We start from the raw sequence: 21,300 nt of genomic DNA on the forward strand, positions 1-21,300 counted from the left end.
TCATGAACGCTCGCAACGCAACGCAATGCCACGCCCTTCGCGTGAAATCACACGGCGACAGGTGCGGCTGTGCGTTGTTCTCTCTCCAGTTCAGGGATCCGGCACTCTGCGCAAGACCGGCCAGACAAAGTGGACGCATATCGACCACTCATAGCGGGTCTTGGCTTATCGCTTCCCACGCTGACGCATCATGTGCGGCCCAGCAAAGCCTCATCACCACAGCCATCTTGAGAGCATGATTGCGCATTCCAAACAGCGCGCGGCGCTTTGGAAAACAAAAAAGCCCCCGCTCTCGGCAGGGGCTTTTTTCTCTATTCGGTAGTTTTATCAGCGAGAGGTCTGAGTCTCAGCCGATCTGAACCACGCCATTTTCGTTGGCTACGGCTTTTCCGTCAACGGTGATGGAAACCTCCGCAGTACCAGCCTTGCGGCTGACGGAGATATCCCGCGTCTTGCCATTCAGCGTGATCTTGGCCGAGAAGCCGCTCCAGTCATCCGGAAGGACCGGGGAAATCTGCAGCTTGCTGTCGATGCGGCTGATCCCGAGAATGCCCTCGACGGCAGCCCGGTAGAGCCAGCCAGCAGAACCGGTGTACCAGCTCCAGCCGCCACGCCCCGCATAGGCGGCATCCCCGCCATAGACATCCGCCGTCACCACGTAGGGCTCGACACGATATGTCTGCGACGCGTCGCGATCGAGCGCGTGGTTGACCGGGTTCAGCAACTTGAAGCAGTTCCATGCATCCTGATTGCGGCCCTGCTTCGCCAGCGCCAGTACGACCCATGTTGCGGCATGCGTGTACTGACCGCCGTTTTCGCGTACACCCGGCGGATAACCCTTGATGTAACCCGGGTCATGCGACGTCTGCGAGAAAGGCGGCGTGAACAGGCGGATGATGCCGGTCTTTTCATCGACCAGATGTTCGAGAACGGCATCCATTGCCAGACGCGACCGTCCTGCTTCACCTTCGCCCGACAGGACGCTCCAGCTCTGGCCGAGCGAATCGATACGGCATTCTTCGCTTTCCGACGACCCCATCGGGGTGCCGTCATCGAAGTAACCACGCCGGTAGTAACTGCCGTCCCAACCGGCCGTCTCGAGCGCAGCCCGGAGCTTTTCACGATGCGCCGCCCATTTGCCGACATGCGCATCATCGCCCCGCTTTTCAGCGATCGCGATGAAATCGCGCAACGCACCTGCGAGGAACCAGCCGAGCCAGACACTGGTACCCTTGCCGCCAACGCCGACACGGTTCATGCCGTCGTTCCAGTCGCCGCCGAGGATCAGCGGAAGACCGTTTTCGCCGGTTCGCTGGATCGCCAGATCGAGCGCCAGTGCCGCGTGCTCGTAGAGGCTTGCGGATTTTTCGGCCGTTTCCGGCTGGAAGAAGGCATCGTGCTGCCCCGGCATCAGGGCCGGGCCTTTCAGGAAGGGAATGCTTTCATCAAGGATCGCAACATCGCCCGTCGCGGTGACGTACTGGTTGACGGCATAGGCAAGCCATACAACGTCATCAGAAATCGTCGTGCGAACGCCGGCGCCGGTCAGCGGCAGCCACCAGTGCTGCACGTCACCTTCCACGAACTGACGTCCGGCCGCACGCAGAATCTGGCTGCGAGCGAGATCCGGCTGATAAAGCAGGAAGGCCAGCGTGTCCTGAAGCTGATCGCGGAAGCCGAAGGCTCCACTCGACTGATAGAAGGCCGTTCGCGCCATGATGCGGCAGGCAAGAGCCTGATAAGGCAGCCAGCTGTTGACCATGTGGTTGAAGCCGGCATCCGGCGTCGATACCTGAAGCTGGCCGGTAAAGCTGCCCCAGAATGCCTTGCTTTCTTCCAGCGCGGTCTGGAAGTCCGCAGTGCGGGCGTCCTTCACCAGAGCCTGAGCCACGTCGGCGTTGTCCGCATCGCCGAGGACGAACATCATATGCCGCTCTTCACCGGGCTTCAGATGGATTTCCTGCATCAGCGCCGCGCACGGATCGCCATCCACCTCGATGTTCCCGGCAAGCACCGCGCCGGAAACGACGCTTTGCGGCGCCTGCACCGAACCGAAACGGCCGATGAACTCGCGGCGGCTGGTCGTGAAGCCACTCGCTTCGCTATCCATCGTCAGGAATGACGTCCGGGCATTGTAGTCGATGCTATAGGGGTTGGACGCGAAAATCGCACCGCTTTCGGCATCATGCCTGCTCAGAATGAACGGCGCGGACTTCTGGCCGTTATTGCCGAGAATCCATTCCACATAGGCGTAGACTTTCAGGCGGCGGTTCTTCGTTCCCTTGTTGCGAACGATGACCTGCGAATACTTGACCGGCTTTTCGCGGTCGACCGTCTGCGTGACTTCGACCTCAACCGTATCGGCCGTGCCAGTGAAGACGGAATAGCCAAGGCCATGACGGGCTTCGAAGACGGCTTCCGGATCACGCGACAGCGTGGCGAACGGCGTATAGACTTTTCCGGTTTCGACGTCGGACACGTAGAACGCCTCGCCCGGACGGTTGACGACCGGATCGTTGCTCCATGGCGTCAACTGGTAGTCGCGCGAGTTACGGCTCCAGGTGAAGCCTGCGCCTTCCGCAGAAATGTGGAAACCGAAGCTTTCGTTGGAAATGACGTTGATCCACGGATGCGGCGTCGACTGGCCGCCGTGCAGGCGCACGACATATTCCTGGCCGTTCTTGGTGAAACCACCAAAGCCATTCCAGAAATCCAGGTCTTCCGCATCCTCGACAGGCTCTGCAACCGGGAAAGCCGGCGCCGGCAGGCGGGCAAGCGCCGCTTCGGTGCTGCCATCCGGGCCGCGATGTGCCGCGAAAAGCGATACGGCGCGATTGATCTGATCGACGATCTTGCCGTTGCGAACGTGCAGAACCACACGCGACGCAGCAAGCAACGCCGCCCAGGTTTCCTCATCCATCAGGTCGCGACGGACGGAGAACACATGCGGTCGCCCACCATCGGCCGGATTGATACGACGCTGGCCCTCGGAAATATGATCCAGCGCGTGCTGCATGTCCTGTGCGTAGGACGCGGCACGCTCATTGACGATGACGAGATCGAAGATCACGCCACGCGACCGCAGATATTCATGGGCGCTCAACGCCTCGCGGGCGATGTCCATGTCCATGTCATCGTTGATGCGCAGCGAGAAAATCGGGAAGTCGCCGGAAATGGCAAGCGGCCACAGCGCGCGCTGTGAGGCAAGCCCGGTCTTGAGCGTTTCCGAATCCGCACGCAGATGCATGTCGGGATAGGTAAGGTAGCGGCCAAGATGCTGGAAGGCCGCCGCCTGCTGCGAGGTGACGCCGACATGGCGCATCTGCACCTGCGTGCGCGTCCAGGCATGAACGAGTTCATGCGCGAAGGCATCCGGATGGCGATAGCGATCGATCGCCTTGTCGACTTCCTCACGGCTTGGCGCCGCAATCGTCCAGAATATGACGCTGACCTTCTTGCCAGCCGGAACTCGCACGGTGCGCCGCAGCGATAGGACGGGGTCGAGCGTGAAGCCGTCGGCGCTCGAAAGCGTCGCGCCGGCATCGAAGGCGGCTGCTTCCGCCAGCGAACGGCCACGGCCGATGAACTTGGCACGATCCGTTTCGAATTCCGTCGGACGCGACGGGCCTGCATTGTCGGCAGCCAGATGCGCGATGACCGTACCCGGCTCATTCGGGCTGCGGCGGTTACGCCATGCCCGGATGACGTCGCCACGACGACCGATCTCGGTCTGCACGAACATGCGCGAGAACAGCGGGTGCGCGTTGTCGTCGTCTTCCGACGCGATGACCGGCTCCATGTAGGAGGTCACTTCAATGTAGCGGTCTTCCGAACCGACATTGAGCATCGTCACGCGACGGCCTTCCGCATCATGCTCGGTGGCAACAATGCATTCGACCACGCTCTGGAGATCGCCGACAGTCTTGTGGAACTCGGCCTTGTCGTCGGTGAAGATCGTTTTCGTCTTTTCACCTTCGATGACACGCGGCTCCGCGGTCGCACTCCACCACTGGCCGGACGTCGTATCGCGCAGGAAGATGAAGGTTCCCCAGCGATCTTCGGTCGGATCGGCCTTCCAGCGGGAGATCGCCTGACCGTTCCACTTGGAATAACCGGCGCCCGTGGACGTCAGCATGGTCGAATAATGACCATTCGACAGGAACACCACTTCGCGGTCGCGAACGGCCGGATCGGCAATCGTGCGAACTTCGGCGCGCAGCAGATCCGCCTGCTCCTTGCCGGGCGTTTCCGGCTCGTATTTTGCGCTCATGACAGGCACTTCGCGTGGCGCCTTTTCCTGCAGCAGCAGTTCCGCCGCCTCGATCACCGGATCGGAATGGAAAAGTTCACGCAGCACGCCATCGAACGCGACGTTGGCAACGGCGGCAATCGACATGCCGTGATGGTGTGCATAGTAGTTGTAGACCACCGCACAGACCTTGCCATCCGGTACACGCGTCGGCGTGAAGTCCACCGCATCGTGGAAACCGTACTGGCCGAGCGCACCGAGCTTGCGCAGCTTGTCGAGGTTTTCCAGAGCGCCTTCCGGATCGTACTGGCTGGCGAGGATCGACGCGTAGGGCGCAATCACCGCATTCTGGCCAAGGCCGCGCTTGAGGCCAAGCGTCGGCACACCGAAGTTGGTGTACTGGTAGTTCATGTTGTGATCGCGGGCGTTGAAGGCCGCTTCGGAAATGCCCCACGGCGTCCCCAGACGGCGGCCATGGTTCATCTGTTCCTTGACGATCAGATTGTTGGTCTGGTTGAGGATACCACCCTGACGCTCCTGCATGACGAGCGGCGGCATCAGATATTCGAACATCGAGCCGGACCAGGACACCAGTGCGCCCTGCGCGCCGATCGGCACGACCTGACGTCCAAGGCGATACCAGTGCTCCGTCGGCAGATCGCCCTTGGCGATAGCGAACAGGCTGGTCAGACGGCATTCGGATGCCAGAAGGTCGTAGCAGGCCTCGTCCAGCTCCTTGCTTTCCACACGATAACCGATCGACAGCAGACGGCGATCCTTACGGTAGAGGAACGTGAAGTCCATCGAGAAGGCAAGGTTTCGGCTGCGGTCGCGCAGCGATGTCAGGCGCTGACGCAGCGGCTCCATATTGGTCAGGTCGATGGCGCTGTCGGCGATATGCGCCTCGCAGCATTCGACAAGCAGCTGGGCCCAACGGGTCACTTCAGTGCTCTGCGTCGACTTCACTTCATGGTCCACGTTGGTGGCCAGCTTCTGGATATCGCGCGCAAGAACAGCAAGGTTGATGACGCGGATCGAGGCGAACTCATGCTCGCGCTTGACCGAAGCCAGAGCGTTGGAGAAGCCGATGATGCGCTCTTCCAGACGGCGATGCAGAGGACGAAGGTTCTTGCGGTCGTCCGGCAGAGCCTTCAGCGTCTCACGAAGGATGCCGGCGACATCGCCGATACCGTCGAGATTACCCTGAAGATGCGCGGATGGCGCTTCTGCCCAATCACGGCAGGCCGACGAAACGGCAATCAGGTGACCAGCAAGGTTGCCGCTGTCGACCGCTGAAACGTAGCGAGGGCCAAGCGTCTGCAAGGTATCCGTGTGATACCAGTTGTAGAGATGGCCGCGATATTTGTCCATCTTTTCGACGGTCGTGATCGTGTTTTCGATCCGCTCGATGGTTTCAGCGAAACTGATCCAGCCGAACTGACGCGCCGAAATCGCCGACAGCAGATAAACGCCGATGTTGGTTGGCGACGTGCGCGAGGCAACGATCGGCTCAGGCGTTTCCTGGAAGTTGTCCGGTGGCAGATAGTTTTCCTGCGGTGTGACGAAGGCTTCGTAATAACGCCATGTGCGACGGGCGATCTTGCGCAGTTCGAAGGAGACATGCTCCGACACGAACATGCGGTCTTCGGTTTCGGCCGACTGGCTGACGTACCACGCGACAGCGGGTGACAGAACCCACAGCAGCGCGAAAGGAATGCCGATCAGGAAGGCATTGTCGCCGGGCAGCGCCGCAAACAGCAGGCCGAGCAGTGCAACGACCGGCGCATGCCACATCTGGCGGTAATAACCGAGCACGCTTCTCTGCGCACTCGACTGGATCGAGGCGGCAGTACGCCACTCCAGCATCAGCTTGCGGCTGACCAGCAGGCGATAGAGCGAACGCGCAATCGCATCCGTCATCATGCAGGCGGCATCGGCAATGAAGACGATGCGGAGTGCAACCTGCGCATTGGTGGCGCGGATTTCAGACCAGATGGTATGGAAATGCGCCTGCGGCACGATATCGGTCGAGCGCGGCACAAGGCCGGAAAGAAGCGAAAGGGTCGGCGCCACGAACAGCGAGAAGATCAGCAGGATCTGCCAGATCAGCGCGCCCAGCGGATCCATGAAGTACCAGCCGAGGATGGACGCGAAGAACCACGCGATCGGGGTCAGCGAACGGCGCAGGTTATCGACCATCTTCCAACGGCCGATGGCAGTCACGCCGCGTGCACGGTCGAGGATATAAGGCAAGAGCTGCCAGTCGCCACGCGCCCAGCGATGCTGGCGCGACACTTCCACCTCGTAGCGGGTCGGGAAATCCTCGACCAGCTCCACGTCGGTCACCAGCGCGCAGCGCGCGAACGAACCTTCGAGAAGATCGTGGCTGAGAATGGAGTTTTCCTCGATGCGACCCTTCAAAGCCGCTTCGAAGGCATCCACGTCATAAAGGCCCTTGCCCGTGAACGTACCTTCGGAGGTCAGATCCTGATAAACGTCGGAAACGGTAAAGACGTAAGGGTCGATACCGCGATTGATCGAAAAGACGCGTTGGAAGACCGAGGCGTCCTTGCCGGTCGTCAGGGACGGCGTGACACGCGGCTGCAGCAGGCCGTAACCTTCAACGACCCGGCCCGACACCGGATCGATGACCGGACGGTTGATCGGGTGATGCATCTTGCCGACCAGCTTGGTCACCGCATCACGCATCAGACGCGTATCGGCGTCCAGCGTCATGACATATTTCACGTCGGCCGGAACAATATTGGCGCCGCTGAGGAAGGTGGTATCCTTGTCTCCGCGCAGCAGCATGTTCAGTTCATGCAGCTTGCCACGCTTGCGCTCCCAGCCCATCCAGCAGCCTTCCGCCGGATTGTAGAGGCGGCGGCGATGCAGGAGGTAGAACCGTGTCTTGCCGTCAAAGGCATAACGGCTGTTCAGCGCGGCGATCTCACGCTTCGCATATTCGAGAATCTCGAGGTCATCGCCGGACTGCTCCTGCTGCCCGTCCCGCCAGTCGCTGACCAGCGAGAAATAGATTTCACCGTGCGGATTGGCGAGATAGTGCACTTCGATGTTGCGCATCATCTCATCGACGCTGTCACGGCTGGTCAGCATGCAGGGCACGGCCACCAGCGTTCGCGCGTCTTCGGGGATCCCGTTCTTGAATTCGTATCCGACCAGACGGAACGGCTTCACGAAGAAGGTTACCAGCGTATTGAAAAGACCTGTCGCACCTTCCGAGGCAGGCAGCGCGAACATCAGCAGGAAAGCCGTCACCACATACCAGGGCATGCCAGCTTCGGCCAAGAACCAGCCCACGGCCAGCATTGCAGCGGCGGTAATCAGCAGGACCGGTGCTGCAATCGACAGCCAGTTGAAGCTGCGCATCGAGCGGACGATGTGCTGGGATACCAGCGGCCGGTAGGCGATCTGCTTTTCAAGATCGAAGCGTTTCTGTCCGACGAGCACAGATCCGACATTGACGCGTTCACCGTCGTTTCCGGCAGCGGACTGAACGGAACGCGCCATTTCCACGGCAGCGCGGGCAACCTCGACTTCGGTCTTCGGCGAACGTCGCGCCAGAAGCTCGATGGTGTTGCGATAGGTATTGCGCGAGCCGAAATCGAGCGTTTCGTAATCCGTTTCCTCGCGCAGAACCTTGTCGATGTGGCTGACTTCCTCGAACCAGACCGACCATTCCGTATCGTCGATTTCGCGCAGGCTCCTGACGATGTTACCCATCGTCACGTTACCGGAGGCGAGGCGGTTGTGCTCCGCCATCATCACGTTTTCAGCATCCGTACCGGCGGCATGCAGGCGCTCTTCGAGCCAAGCCAGCGCAAAGCCGGACGTCTGCGAGCCGTTTCTCAGACGATAGAGGAACTGGGTTGCAAAGGTAGGATCGTCAACCAGCGAATTGACCTGGCCGAGCAATGCTGCCGATGCTTCGGCATCGTTCAGGCGGATGATCTCGTCGACAACCTCGTTCGCCTTCTGGCGCATGCGGCGCGAGCGCTCGACACGAATGGAGATGCGGCGCAGGTTTTCGATAAGAACGAAACGGATGATGGATGGCAGCGCCCACAGCTCACCGATCTGCAGGGTCTTGGAGGTCTGGTAGCCATCGACCAGCGCCGTCATGTTCTCGCGGGTGACCGTGCTGTGCGTGTGCGCCACATAAAGCCAGCCGAGCGCCATGACGCGGGGGATGGTGACGCCACCAACCGTCATCGTCGGCAATTGACGATAGAACTTGCGCGGGAAATCGCGACGGACCTCCTGGATCGCCTCTTCGATGACATAGTGGTTGTCGAGCAGCCATTCCGCGGCGGGCGTGATCGTCGCACCGTTTTCCGCGTCGACCGCGGTTGTACGATAAACGCGCAGAATTTCCTTCTCGTTTTCACGATGGCGCTCGAAGAAATCGAACTCCATGAAACCGGGGAGACTGTCGGCGCCATCGCGGGAAAGCGCGGCACCGGCCTCGTACAATTCTTCGATCGTCATGTAGGAAGCGCGGATCGAATCGTTGTGATCGATCTGCTTTGCTTCGGAATCACGGGCGGCGGCAGGCGGCGTAATATGAAATGACATCGGCTCGTATTCTAAAACGGTTTAGGTGCGTTGCTCGTCTTGCTCGGCATTTGCATCATATTGCTGAAAGCATCATGAAAACAAAACCGCAGTTATATGTCTCGGCCATCATGAACCTTTGCTGAACCGGCGAAAGCGGAGCGCATTCCCGCGCATATTTCGCCGCTCGGCGCAAAGCCTGCTGCATACATGGCTGAAGCATCGAAATTCCATATATGGCGGATATCTGTCAGAAAAACCGGAAGGTGAGAGGCCTTGGACATGGCCATTCCGTGCGGCTTTCGCATGCTCCCCCAAAGCGAAAACAATATCAGCAAGGCGGCCTTCCCCTTTCCGTCTCCCAATCAGGCAGTCACGCGGAATTCCCCCGCAATTCTACCACCGGAAAGACGTAACGCCCGGCATCGCCAATCAGTTCCATGCCACCGGTTTCAGCCCGATGCAAGCGATGTTTCAAGGTGCGCCATCCAAACGGCGAAGGATCGGGTAGCGCACCCCGCACGCCGCGCCATTCTGCATTTACGCGGTCGTCGCAATGCTGGTATGGAGGAGGCCAAAGCCAGGGCAACGGAACCGCATGATGACCAGACAGACGGCAAACACCACCGCATTCTCCAACCACATGCCGGAGGTTGTAGCAATCCGGCACCATCTTCACAGACATCCCGAAATCGGCCTTTCCGAACATCAGACGTCTGACTTCATCGCCGGGCAACTCGTGGCCATGGGCTATGAGGTGACAAGAGGGCTTGCAGGCACCGGCATCGTTGCCACGCTGCGCAATGGCAACGGTACACGCACGCTCGGCATCCGCGCCGATATCGACGCGCTGCCGATCCATGAGGAAACCGGCGCCGAATACGCCAGCCAGCATCCGGGCGTCATGCATGCCTGCGGACACGACGGGCATACCGCCATGCTGCTGGGAGCGGCGAAGATCATCGCCGAGCGCAAAAACTTCGACGGAACTCTGCACCTCATCTTCCAGCCGGCAGAAGAAAACTTCGGCGGTGCCCGCATCATGATCGAGGACGGCCTGTTCGAGCGCTTTCCCTGCGACGCGGTCTTCGCACTCCACAACGATCCCGGTCTGCCATTCGGCCAGTTCGTCCTGCGTGATGGACCTGTTCTTGCGGCCGTCGATGAATGCAAGATCACCGTCAACGGGTATGGCGGTCATGGCGCCGAGCCGCAGGCCGCCGCAGATCCCATCGTCGCAGGGGCAAGCATCATCATGGCGTTGCAGACGATCGTTTCACGCAACATCCACCCGCAGCTCTCGGCGGTTGTTACCGTGGGAGCATTCCATGCCGGCATGGCAAGCAACGTCATTCCGGAAACGGCGGAAATGCTGCTAACCATCCGCTCTTTCGATCCGGGCGTGCGCGACGAGCTTGAAAAACGTATCCGCGCCATCGCCGAAGGTCAGGCCGCGAGCTACGGCATGGGCGTGACCATCGAATATGATCGCGGTTACAACGCCACGATCAACCACAAGGCTGAAACGGAATACGTCAACGAACTGGCAAAACGATTTGCCGGAGCGGAAAATGTCGCAGAGATGCCACGCCCGTCGATGGGAGCCGAGGATTTCGCCTATATGCTGGAAAAACGGCCGGGATGCTATTTCTTCCTGGGAACCGCGCGCACGGACAACGATCCGCCGCTGCACCACCCAAAATTCGATTTCAATGACGATATTCTGCCGATCGGAACTGCGTTCTGGGTCGAGCTGGCGGAAGATTACCTGAAAGCCTGACAGGCCAAGAAAAAGGCCGGTCCGAGGAGTGACCGGCCTCTGTTTTCTCGTATTCCCTCGAGAATGGGAGGATCAGGGAACGAGACCGAAAATGACTGCGGCAACGAATGCAAAGCAGACACCGACAAGTGCAGCATGCACCGTATCGCGCCAGCTACGCTGCGCCTGAGAGTGCGGAACGAAGTCTTTTGCTTTTCCTGCTCTGGAATAAGACATTAAGCGCTCCCTTTCTGCTGATCCGCCGAAGCGGACACCCGCTCATCTTGCTTAAAGAATATCGCTATTCCCCACTGTTTCAGTAGAGATGAAATTCCATAAGATCGGGCCAGAGGGAAAAATCGCTTCGTGACTTGCCGGTCACGAAGCATCAATCTACCCATGACGCGGTGTAAACGCGACAAAGCGAATTCGGTTCAGGCCACCGGCAACTGGGAAGAAATGACGGACATAGATGCAGTCATCATTGGCGCCGGCGTGATCGGTCTGGCAACAGCCCGCGAGCTTGCCATGCGTGGCCTCTCCGTTGTCATCCTAGAAAGTGAAGCGGAGTTCGGTTCGGCAACTTCCTCACGCAACAGCGAGGTTATCCATGCCGGGCTGTATTATCCGCAGGGCAGCCTGAAGGCCCGCCTCTGCGTCGAGGGCAGGCACAGGCTGTATGCCTTTTGCGAAAGCCACGGCGTCTCTCATCGGCGTTGCGGAAAACTGATTGTCGCCACAAACGATACCGAAACCGATATGCTGGCGGGTCTCCGGAAAAAAGGCGAGGCCAACGGCTGCGATGATCTTGAGCTGATCGACGGGGAGCGCGCCCTACGGCTCGAACCAGCCCTGTCCTGTACCGCCGCCCTCCTCTCCCCCTCCACGGGCATCATAGACAGCCATGGGTATATGCTCGCCCTTCTGGGCGACGCGGAAGATCATGGCGCCGCACTGGCGCTCAACACACCGTTCCTCAAAGCCGAGCCGGCTGGTAGTGGTTTCTTCGTGCATGTGGGCGGAAACGAGCCGCTGAGCCTCACCTGCCGCTTCCTCATCAATTCCGCCGGGCTCTTTGCTCCTCTGGCTGCGCAACAAATAGATGGGCTGCCAAAACAAGCGATTCCTGAAGCACGGCTTGCAAAAGGCAGTTATTTCGCTCTCTCCGGCAAGCAGCCCTTTTCGCGTCTCATCTATCCGGCGCCGCATACGCATGGCCTCGGCGTGCATCTCACACTCGATCTGGCGGGACAGGCCCGTTTCGGGCCCGATGTGGAATGGGTGGGCAGCATCGATTACGCCGTCAACCCGGAGCGCATGAGCGGCTTCGACGCAGCGATACGTCGGTATTGGCCGGGCCTTCCCAAAAACGCGCTGATCCCAGCCTATTCAGGCATCCGCCCGAAGATTTCAGGCCCCAACGAACCGGCCATGGATTTTCGCATCGACGGACCGGAAGCCCACGGGCTTCCCGGCCTCGTCAATCTCTTCGGCATAGAGAGCCCCGGCCTGACCGCCTCTTTGGCGATTGCTCGGGAAGTTTCCGAAAGACTGATCTGAAATCAGCCGAAACGGGAAAGCGCATCAGCCATGATCTCCGGATCGACATTGCCGCCGGACGCGACGGCGATAACCGTATCACCCGCCAGTTCGCTTCCATGGAACAATGCGGCAGCCAGTGCGACCGCACCACCGGGCTCGATGACGATCTTCAGGCGATTGAAGGCCAGCACCATGGCGCGCAGCACCTCTTCTTCCGTCACGACAAAACCTGCCCCGCAAAGACCGGACATGAGCGGAAACGTGATATTGCCCGGCTGCGGCGTCACGATTGCGTCGCAGATCGAGCCAGACGTTGTGGAGTTCCGCTCGATCTTGCCGGAAGCGAGCGAACGCGCCACGTCGTCAAAGCGCTCCGGTTCGCAGGTGTGGACCCTGTATCCCGGAGCCTTGGCATCAAGCGCCAAGGCAATACCAGACGTCAGCCCGCCGCCGCCGCAGGGCACCAGAACCTCGGCAGCCTCGATGCCCAGCTCCGCACCCTGTTCGGCAATCTCAAGGCCCGTTGTCCCCTGCCCAGCAATGACCATCGGCTCGTCGAACGGCTTGATCAGCGTCAGGCCACGCTCTTTCGAAAGACGATCGCCGATCGCGTCCCGATCTTCAGTTGCCCTGTCGTAGAGAACGACGTCCGCGCCATAGGCTCGGGTGTTGTCGATTTTGATCTTCGGCGCATCTGACGGCATGATGATGACGGAGGGGATGCCATGCAGCTGCGCAGCCAGCGCCACGCCCTGTGCATGGTTGCCGGACGAAAAGGCGATCACGCCCTTGGCGCGTACATCCGCAGGCAAGGCGGACACCGCCGACCAGCCACCTCGAAATTTGAACGATCCGGTTCTTTGCAGGCACTCGGCTTTCACGAACAGTTTGCGACCGGCAATCTCATCCAGAAAATGCGACGACAAAAGCGGCGTTCGCACCGCATTTTTGCCGATACGCTCACGCGCCGCTTCGATCATCGCAATATTCGTCATCTGTCTGCTCCGGTGATTCTGATTTGCAGCGGGGAGATTAGGGGTTGAAACGCGGCAGCGAAACAGCCCCGAAACAAAAAATCCCCGGCTGTGACCGGGGATTTCTTTGATGCGTGTTCAGTGATTATGCCGTGGCATCTTTTCAGCAATCCTGCGGAAATCCGCAGCGCCTTCCAGCACCGCTCCATCGGAAAGCTGTGTCACAGACTTGCGGTAAATACGCTGCCATGGCGTCGCATCGGCTGGAACGGCTGGAATGCCGTCCGCCTTTCGGGCTGCAATCTCCTCATCCGGCACCAGCATGTTGCACTGACCCTGATTGAAATCGATACGGATGACATCGCCGCTGCGAACCCAGGCAAGACCGCCACCTGCGGCACTTTCCGGAGAGGCGTTGAGGATCGAGGGGCTATCCGCCGTTCCCGACTGCCGCCCGTCGCCGATGGTAGGCAGGCTGGTGATGCCCTTCTTCAGAAGCGCATCCGGCGGCTGCATATTGACGACTTCGGCAGAACCCGGCCAACCCAGCGGACCGGCGCCACGGATGACGAGGATGGTACGCTCATCGATACCGAGCGATGGATCGTTGATCCGGGCGTGATAATCCTCCGAACCGTCGAACACCACACATTTGCCTTCGAAAATGCCTTCGCGGCCCGGCTCGCTCAGATAACGCTGACGGAATTCGGCCGAGATCACGCTCGTTTTCATGATGGCGAAATCGAACAGGTTGCCTTTGAGAACCAGGAAGCCGGCACGCTCCTTGAGCGGCTGATCATAGGGAAGGATGACATCGCGGTCGGTCGATTCGTGACCGTCCAGATTCTCCGCCATGGTCTTCCCGGTCACGGTCGAACAGTTTCCGTCGAGCTTGCCCGCCTTCAGAAGCTCCCACATGATGGCCGGCGTGCCGCCAGCACGGTGATATTTCTCACCGAGCCATTTTCCGGCAGGCTGGACGTTGGCCAGAAGCGGAATGTCGTAACCGTAAACCTGCCAGTCCTCTTCACGAAGCTCGACGCCCGCGTGCTTGGCCATGGCAGCCAGATGCGGCTGCGCGTTGGTAGAGCCACCGATCGCCGAATTGACCCGGATCGCGTTGAGGAAAGCCTCGCGCGTCAGGATGTCCGACGGCTTGATGTTCTCCAGTACCAGCTCCACCGAACGGCGACCGGTACGATAGGCCATCTGACCGCGTTCACGGTAAGCGGCAGGAATTGCGCCGCAACCGGTCAGCGACATGCCGAGCGCTTCGGCCATCGCGTTCATGGTCGATGCCGTACCCATCGTATTGCAGTGACCGACGGACGGCGCGGATTCGAGCGCCGCCTGCAGAAACTCTTCACGGGTGATCTCGCCAGCACCGTATTTGCGGCGCATACGCCAGATAACGGTACCGGAGCCGACCAGATCGCCCTCGTGATAACCGTCGAGCATCGGCCCTCCGGAAAGCACGATGGCGGGAATGTCGACCGTGCTCGCCGCCATCAAGGCCGATGGCGTGGTCTTGTCACAACCCGTCGTCAGTACAACGCCGTCGAGCGGATAGCCGTACAGGACTTCGACAAGGCTGAGATAGGCGAGGTTGCGGTCAAGCGCCGCCGTCGGACGCTTGCAGTTCTCGAACATGGGGTGCGTGGGGAATTCGATGGGAATACCGCCCGCATCACGAATGCCATCGCGCACGCGCTTGACGAGTTCGACATGAACGCGGTTGCACGGCGTCAGGTCACTACCGCTCTGGGCGATACCGATCACCGGTTTGCCGGAGCGCAGCTCTTCCGGCGTGACGCCGTAGTTCATGAAGCGCTCGAGATAAAGCGCGGTGAGGTCGAGATGGTCGGGATTGTCGAACCAGTCCTGCGAGCGCAGGCGGCGCTTCTGTGTTACGTCGTTGCTCATGGTTCCGCCTCAGCCCTGTTCCCGATTGTTGAGTTTTTCGAGGTAGAGCAGGATACCGCTATGATCGATATCGGCCCCCCCATCGCTTACGAAATCGTCGAACTCACGCGTCACCTGCTGCGTCAGCGGCAATGTCAGGGACAGGTCCTTTGCCGTAGCCAGCACACCGTTCAGGTCCTTGAGCTGGAATTTCGACGGACCGCCCGGCGCGAAGTTGCGCTTCACCATGCGTTCGCCGTGCAGGTCTAGAATCCGGCTTTCGGCAAAACCGCCACGAATGGCATTGCGGAACCCTTCCCGCGATGCCCCGCCTGCTTCCACCAGCATCATGGCTTCCGCAACAGCACCAATGGTGATGGCGACGATCTGCTGGTTGGCGAGCTTGCAAAGCTGACCGGCACCGGAAGGTCCGACATAGGTCAGTCTGCCCATCGGCGCGAAGACATCCGCAAGCGCAGCGACGACTGCTTCGTCGCCGCCGGCCATGATGGCGAGCGTTCCCGCGGTCGCACCCGGCACGCCACCGGAAACCGGTGCATCGACATGGCGGATGCCGAGTGCTTCCAGACGCGATGCATGTTCGCGCGCAATCGGCGGTGCGATGGAACTGCTGTCGATCACGACGGCACCTTTTTCCAAGGCATCAGCAACGCCCGCGTCGAACAGCACTTCGCCGACAGCCTTGCCGTCGCTGAGCATGGTGATGACGACATCGGCACCCTTGGCTGCTTCCGCCGGTGAAGCGGCAAGCACCGCACCGTCAGCCACCAGTGCTTCAGCCTTTTCGGCACTGCGGTTCCAGACCTTGACCGCAAATCCCGCACCCAGCAGACGCCGGGCCATGGGACCTCCCATCAGACCTGTGCCGATGAAGGCAATCGAACGCTTTTTCTCCTCCCCGGCAGCACTCATTTCAGTGAGCCTCCAAGTTCATCTTCGATATGAACCTGAATGATCTCTTCGAAGGAGCTTTCAGCCGTGAAGCCGAGTTCGCGGGCACGTTTCGCTTCGAAACCAGGAGCCCAGCCTTCGCACATGCGCATGATCATCTCATTCGGCTCGCGACGGATGAGGGAAACAGCCTTTTCTCCGGCGACCTTGCGCAGCGCCTCGATCTGTTCGCCAACCGTGGCGCTGAGGCCCGGCATGGAGAGATTGCGGCGCGGCCCCACCTTTTCCACCTCGATCGTGGCACCATGGATAAGGAAGCCAACGGCAGAACGCGGCGATGCGTGCCAGTGACGAATGGTTTCCGGCACCGGCAGGACGGCTTCCTGACCGATCAGCGGCTCGCGCAGGATGTTGGAGAAGAAACCGGATGCCGCAGCGTTCGGCTTGCCGGGTCGAATGCAGATCGTCGGCAGGCGAATGCCGATACCATCGAAGAAACCGCGGCGGCTGTAATCGGACAGCAGCAGTTCGCAGATTGCCTTCTGCGTACCGTAGCTTGTCAGCGGCGTGGTGTGGAATTCATCCGGGATCGGATAAGGAAGCGGCGCGCCGAAGACGGCAATCGACGAGGTAAAGACGACGCGGGGCTTGTAGCCGTCCTTGCCGTTGGCGATGCGAATCGCGTCGAACAGGTAACGCGTACCGTCGAGATTGATGCGATATCCCTTGTCGAAATCGAGCTCGGCTTCACCCGATACGATTGCCGCGAGATGGAAAATGACGTCCGGACGGCCTTCAACGAGCTTTTCAGCCTCGCCCGGAGCAGAAAGATCGGCCGCACGCGTGTCGACAGCGCCCGAAAAACCTGCAGGCGCTTCAGCCTGAAACACGTCGATCAGCGTGAATTTTTCGATCGGCTTGCCACCCAACGCCCCGTCCTTGACGAGACGTTGCGTCAGCTTGCGGCCAACCATGCCCGCGGCTCCGATGATTGCGATATGCATAGTATCCTCCTCTTGGATCCGGTCACTCTCCCGGACCGAAAAACGCACGCGCTCCACCATCGAAACGGCGGGGCGATAAATTAGCTTGTAAGGTTGTCTGATAACCTTATATGATCCGATTGAAAATAGTATTTTTTAACAAACTGGCAAAAGCAAGGGCGGAAGCACCTTTGCCGGGATATGCGCGGACGTATGGGAGAGAGTGAAATGCAGAACGTGGTCGGGAACGATTTGAAGGAAGTGCGGTTCTCGCTGAAAAACATGCTGGGGGAATCCCTCCTGCTGACGGCAGAGGAGGATATGGCCCGTTACTGCAGCGACTGGCACGGCGACGTGAAGAGTTCGGCGGTGGCAGTCATTCGCCCGCGCTCGACGGAAGAAGTCTCGGCAGCGGTACGCGCCTGCGCCGAATTGAAACTCGCCATCATCCCCCAGGGCGGAAACACCGGACTGGTCCTGGGCGGAACGCCTGACAATCCAGCCGGTCAGGTTGTCATCAGCCTTGAGCGCATGAACGCCATTCGCACCATCGATAGCGATGATTTTTCCGCGGTCGTGGAAGCAGGCTGCATTCTGTCGGAATTCAAGGATGCTGTTGAAGACAAAGGCATGTTCTTCCCGCTGTCGCTGGGCGCGCAGGGCAGCTGCCGGATCGGCGGCAACGTCTCCACCAACGCCGGAGGCATCAACGTTCTGCGTTACGGCATGACACGGGAACTCGTTCTCGGCCTCGAAGTGGTGCTTCCGGATGGCACGATCTGGAACGGACTTTCCACGCTGCGCAAGGACAATCGCGGCATCGACCTCAAGCAGTTGTTCATCGGCGCGGAGGGAACGCTCGGCATCATTACCGCCGTTTCCGTCAAGCTCTATCCCAACCCGGAACACGTCGAAACCGCACTGCTTGGCCTTAACTCGCTGGACGACGCCATCAAGCTTTACCGCCGGGCACGCCGCGAATGTTGCGACCTGATGTCCGCTTTCGAATTCATGCCGCCCGTCGCCTTCACACTGGCAATCGAGGCTATCTCCGATCTGAAGATGCCGATCGCCGCAGACTATCCCGCTTACGTGCTGATGGAGATTTCCGGTTCGGGGCTGGTCGACACCGCCGATCTCATGGGACGCTTCCTTGAAGGCGTCATGGAAGACGGACTGGTACTCGATGGCGTGATTGCATCGTCGCGCGCTCAGGCCCAGCATTTGTGGCTGTTCCGCGAAGGCATGAATGAAGGCCAGGCCCTGCGCGGCGCGCACATGCGCACCGATATTTCCGTACCGCTTTCCAAGCTCGCAGCCTTCGTAGCTGAAGCCGAAGCCGAGCTGGCGGAACGCCTGCCGGAATGCCTGGCCGTGTCCTATGGACATGTGGGTGATGGTAATGTGCACCTGAACGTGCTGCCACCGAACGGCTCGACATCGGAAGAACGCGACGCATTCATCTACAAGTCGAAAACCATCGTCAATGAAGTGCTCGATCGCTATGTCGGCAGCATCAGCGCCGAGCACGGCATCGGTCGCCTGAAGCGGGGAGATTTCGAAAGCCGGCTACCGGATGTGCAGCGCCGGATGATCATGAGCCTGAAAAGCGCCTTCGATCCCGATTTCCGTATGAACCCCGGTTGCCAGATCAGTATTTCGGCGGATAGCTAAAGGAAAAACATGGACGGCTCCGAAAAGCGCCGTCCATACAGCCTCCACGGGCGAAGGGAGGAAATCGCGCGTAGGTGGTTCAAGAGATAATGGAACGGGAGCAGGAATGACGCTGGAGTTCAATCAGATACATCGCAACGATCATCTTCCCGGCAGGATTGCCGCTGAGATTGGCCGCGAAATCACCGATTCGAAACTTGGGCCGGGCGATAGACTGCCCACCGAGCATGTCCTTGCCCGAACCTTCGGCGTCAGCCGCTCGGTCATTCGTGAAGCCATTGCCCAGTTGCGAAACGAAGGCTTTGTAGAAACGCGCCAGGGTGTCGGCGCATTCGTCACCGATCCGCGCCAGCGTCTTTCCATCCGGATCGAGCAATCCACCCTCAACGACCCGGAAAACTTCCGCGACCTGATGCAGCTTCGGATGTCGCTTGAGATCGATGCCGCGGGTCTGGCAGCCCTGCACCACAAACCGGAGCATCTGGAAAAGTTCGACAAGGCCATCCACGGCATGCGCAATGCCATCGAATGGTCCAAGGATGGTGTCGAGGCTGATCTCGATTTTCATCGCGCGATGGCGGAAGCGACCGGCAACGAATATTTCCTGCTTTTTCTCGGTTTCATCGCCCAGCGCATCAGCTCTGCCATAAACACAGCCTTTTCAAGGGCCGTTTATGGTGAAATACTCGAAATTACCATAAATGAACATGTCGTGCTGCGTGATGCCATCGCATCTGGAGACGTCGCGCTTGCACGGGAAGCGATGCGAAAACATATCTTGGGCGCAGCCAGACGGCTCAACATCGACCTCGATATATTCTGACCCCAATCGCAAAGCTATCGGACAGCTTTGCGGTATTTTTTAATGATAGCGGCGAAAAACCAGAATTTTTGTCTGCCGAACCGCTAGACTCGCCACAAAAGTCATACTAAGAAAGACCCAAATAAGTTGTCAGACATCCGACAATAAGACCGCACGGAGGCGGTCGTCGGGATTCTGAAGTGGAGGACATACATGACAGTTGCCGAGTCGATCAACGCTACAGTTATTTTGCCTGAAGATTTCGCAAGCGCGCTGCTGGTTGGCCGCGTCTGGTCGAAAAGCGAAGGCGGCCCATGCCCCGTCCTGCTCCGTGACGGCGTGCTCTACGATCTCACATCCCTCGCGCCAACCATGGCTGAACTTCTGGAAAAGAAGGATCTGGTCGAGTTGCTTGCCGATGTCAGTGGCTTCGTCGCACTCGGGGCGCTTGACGCGTTTCTCGATGGATCGGCTGGCGAACTTCTCGCTCCCAACGACATTCAGGCGGTCAAGGCCGCAGGTGTAACCTTCGCGGACAGCATGCTGGAACGCGTCATCGAGGAGCAGGCCAAGGGTGATCCCCTGCGCGCGCAGGAAATTCGCGTACGTCTGGCGCCAGTGCTCGGAGACAGCCTCAAGGGTTTGGAAGCCGGTTCTGAAAAAGCTGCCGAAGTGAAAAAACTGCTTCAGGAAATGGGCCTCTGGTCGCAATACCTCGAGGTCGGCATCGGCCCAGACGCAGAGATTTTCTCCAAAGCGCAGGCCATGTCGTCCGTCGGTTGCGGCGCTCTCATCGGCGTCCATCCGAAATCGCAGTGGAACAATCCTGAGCCGGAAGTCGTCCTCGCCATCACGTCTGATGGCCGGATCATCGGCGCAACGCTCGGCAATGACGTCAACCTGCGCGACTTCGAAGGACGCTCAGCGCTGTTGCTCAGCAAGGCGAAGGACAACAACGCCTCCTGCGCAATCGGTCCCTTTATCCGCCTGTTCGACGGCAGGTTCACGATTGAAGACGTCAAGCAGGCACAGATTTCGCTGCTCGTCGAGGGTGAAGACGGTTTCACCATGACGGGCGTCAGCCCGATGGAAGCCATCAGCCGTTCGCCGGAAAACCTTGCCTCGCAGCTCCTGAACCGCAATCATCAGTATCCCGATGGTGCGGTATTCTTCCTCGGAACCATGTTTGCGCCGGTCAAGGACCGGCATGGTCCCGGTCTCGGCTTCACCCACGCCAAGGGCGACCGTGTGGAAATCTCCACGCCGAAGCTCGGCAGGCTCATCAACTGGGTTACCACCACCGACGAGTGCCCCGAATGGACGTTCGGCGTCACGGCGCTGATGCGCAATCTGGCCAAACGAGGGCTACTCTAGAAATTTCTTCGGGAGGGGAAAATGCAAAAGACAATCAATCTCTTTTACCGGATTCTCGAAACCATTCTCGTTGTGCTGCTGGCCGGCATGTCGATCATGGTCTTCGTCAACGTCGTGATGCGTTACACGATGAACTCCGGTATCAACGTCTCGGAAGAACTGTCGCGCTATTTCTTCGTGTGGCTGACCTTCATAGGCGCTGTTCTCACTTTCCGCGAGAACAGCCACATGGGCATTGAAACGCTCGTGATGTTCCTCTCCCGGCGTGCCCGCGTCGTCTGCATGATTGTTTCGAACATCATCATCCTGGTCTGTTCCGCCATCTTCTTCTGGGGAACCTGGAAGCAGTCCGGCATCAACGCCAGCATGCACGCACCCGTCACCAAGCTGTCGATGATCTGGGTCTATGGCGTGGGCATGTTCACCGGTGGCCTGATGTTCATCATCGCGCTGGAACGCCTGTACCGCTATTTGACCGGTCGCGTGACGGATGATGAAGTCGCCCAGTTCGCGGGTGAAAACCTGACGATCGAACAGCTTTCGGAGCGCTGATA

The 21,300-nt window shown here is 59.5% G+C and carries 12 protein-coding genes; 6 read left to right on the forward strand and 6 right to left on the reverse strand.

Going from position 1 to position 21,300, the window contains the following annotated elements; all coding sequences use genetic code 11:
• Positions 1–346: 346 nt before the first annotated feature.
• The gene (locus tag N7578_RS21835; protein ID WP_311112307.1) at positions 347–8,845 is read right to left on the reverse strand and encodes a GH36-type glycosyl hydrolase domain-containing protein; all 8,499 of its coding nucleotides are present in this window, start codon (positions 8,843–8,845) and stop codon (positions 347–349) included.
• 580 nt (positions 8,846–9,425) lie between these two features.
• Here N7578_RS21835 and N7578_RS21840 point away from each other — a divergent pair.
• Positions 9,426–10,604 carry a M20 aminoacylase family protein gene (locus N7578_RS21840; RefSeq protein ID WP_311112308.1) on the forward strand — a complete coding sequence of 393 codons (1,179 nt, stop codon included), beginning with the start codon at positions 9,426–9,428 and terminating at the stop codon, positions 10,602–10,604.
• A gap of 72 nt (positions 10,605–10,676) precedes the next feature.
• Here the strand turns inward: N7578_RS21840 and N7578_RS21845 are convergent, their stop codons facing one another.
• Entirely contained in the window at positions 10,677–10,820 is a 144-nt protein-coding gene (locus N7578_RS21845; protein WP_311112309.1) for a hypothetical protein, read from the reverse strand.
• 222 nt (positions 10,821–11,042) lie between these two features.
• Between N7578_RS21845 and N7578_RS21850 the strand changes: the two genes are divergently transcribed.
• Positions 11,043–12,143, forward strand: a complete 1,101-nt coding sequence (locus N7578_RS21850) for an NAD(P)/FAD-dependent oxidoreductase (protein WP_311112310.1) — start codon at positions 11,043–11,045, stop codon at positions 12,141–12,143.
• 2 nt (positions 12,144–12,145) lie between these two features.
• On the opposite strand, the gene N7578_RS21855 is transcribed toward N7578_RS21850, so the two are convergent.
• The 4 genes from N7578_RS21855 to denD form a co-directional block, all read right to left on the reverse strand.
• Positions 12,146–13,120, reverse strand: a complete 975-nt coding sequence (locus N7578_RS21855) for a threonine/serine dehydratase (RefSeq protein WP_311112311.1) — start codon at positions 13,118–13,120, stop codon at positions 12,146–12,148.
• 117 nt (positions 13,121–13,237) lie between these two features.
• Positions 13,238–15,022, reverse strand: a complete 1,785-nt coding sequence (locus tag N7578_RS21860; RefSeq protein ID WP_311112312.1) for an IlvD/Edd family dehydratase — start codon at positions 15,020–15,022, stop codon at positions 13,238–13,240.
• Positions 15,023–15,031: 9 nt separating this feature from the next.
• Positions 15,032–15,934 (reverse strand): NAD(P)-dependent oxidoreductase, encoded by a 903-nt coding sequence (locus N7578_RS21865; protein ID WP_311112313.1) that lies wholly within the window; start codon positions 15,932–15,934, stop codon positions 15,032–15,034.
• The gene (denD, locus tag N7578_RS21870) at positions 15,931–16,917 is read right to left on the reverse strand and encodes a D-erythronate dehydrogenase (protein ID WP_311112314.1); all 987 of its coding nucleotides are present in this window, start codon (positions 16,915–16,917) and stop codon (positions 15,931–15,933) included. Before denD ends, N7578_RS21865 begins: the two co-directional genes overlap by 4 nt.
• A 207-nt stretch (positions 16,918–17,124) precedes the next feature.
• Here denD and N7578_RS21875 point away from each other — a divergent pair, with 207 nt between their 5' ends.
• The 4 genes from N7578_RS21875 (at position 17,125) to N7578_RS21890 (ending at position 21,298) form a co-directional block, all read left to right on the forward strand.
• Positions 17,125–18,570: an FAD-binding oxidoreductase gene (locus tag N7578_RS21875; protein WP_311112315.1), complete on the forward strand. Its 1,446-nt coding sequence runs from the start codon at positions 17,125–17,127 to the stop codon at positions 18,568–18,570.
• A gap of 106 nt (positions 18,571–18,676) precedes the next feature.
• Positions 18,677–19,393, forward strand: a complete 717-nt coding sequence (locus tag N7578_RS21880) for a FadR/GntR family transcriptional regulator (RefSeq protein ID WP_311112316.1) — start codon at positions 18,677–18,679, stop codon at positions 19,391–19,393.
• 192 nt (positions 19,394–19,585) lie between these two features.
• Positions 19,586–20,746, forward strand: a complete 1,161-nt coding sequence (locus N7578_RS21885; protein WP_311112317.1) for a fumarylacetoacetate hydrolase family protein — start codon at positions 19,586–19,588, stop codon at positions 20,744–20,746.
• Between the two features lie 21 nt (positions 20,747–20,767).
• Positions 20,768–21,298 carry a TRAP transporter small permease gene (locus N7578_RS21890; protein WP_311112318.1) on the forward strand — a complete coding sequence of 177 codons (531 nt, stop codon included), beginning with the start codon at positions 20,768–20,770 and terminating at the stop codon, positions 21,296–21,298.
• Positions 21,299–21,300: the final 2 nt, after the last annotated feature.

Source organism: Agrobacterium tumefaciens, from assembly GCF_031801495.1.
GTDB classification, from domain to species: Bacteria; Pseudomonadota; Alphaproteobacteria; order Rhizobiales; family Rhizobiaceae; genus Agrobacterium; species Agrobacterium tumefaciens_K.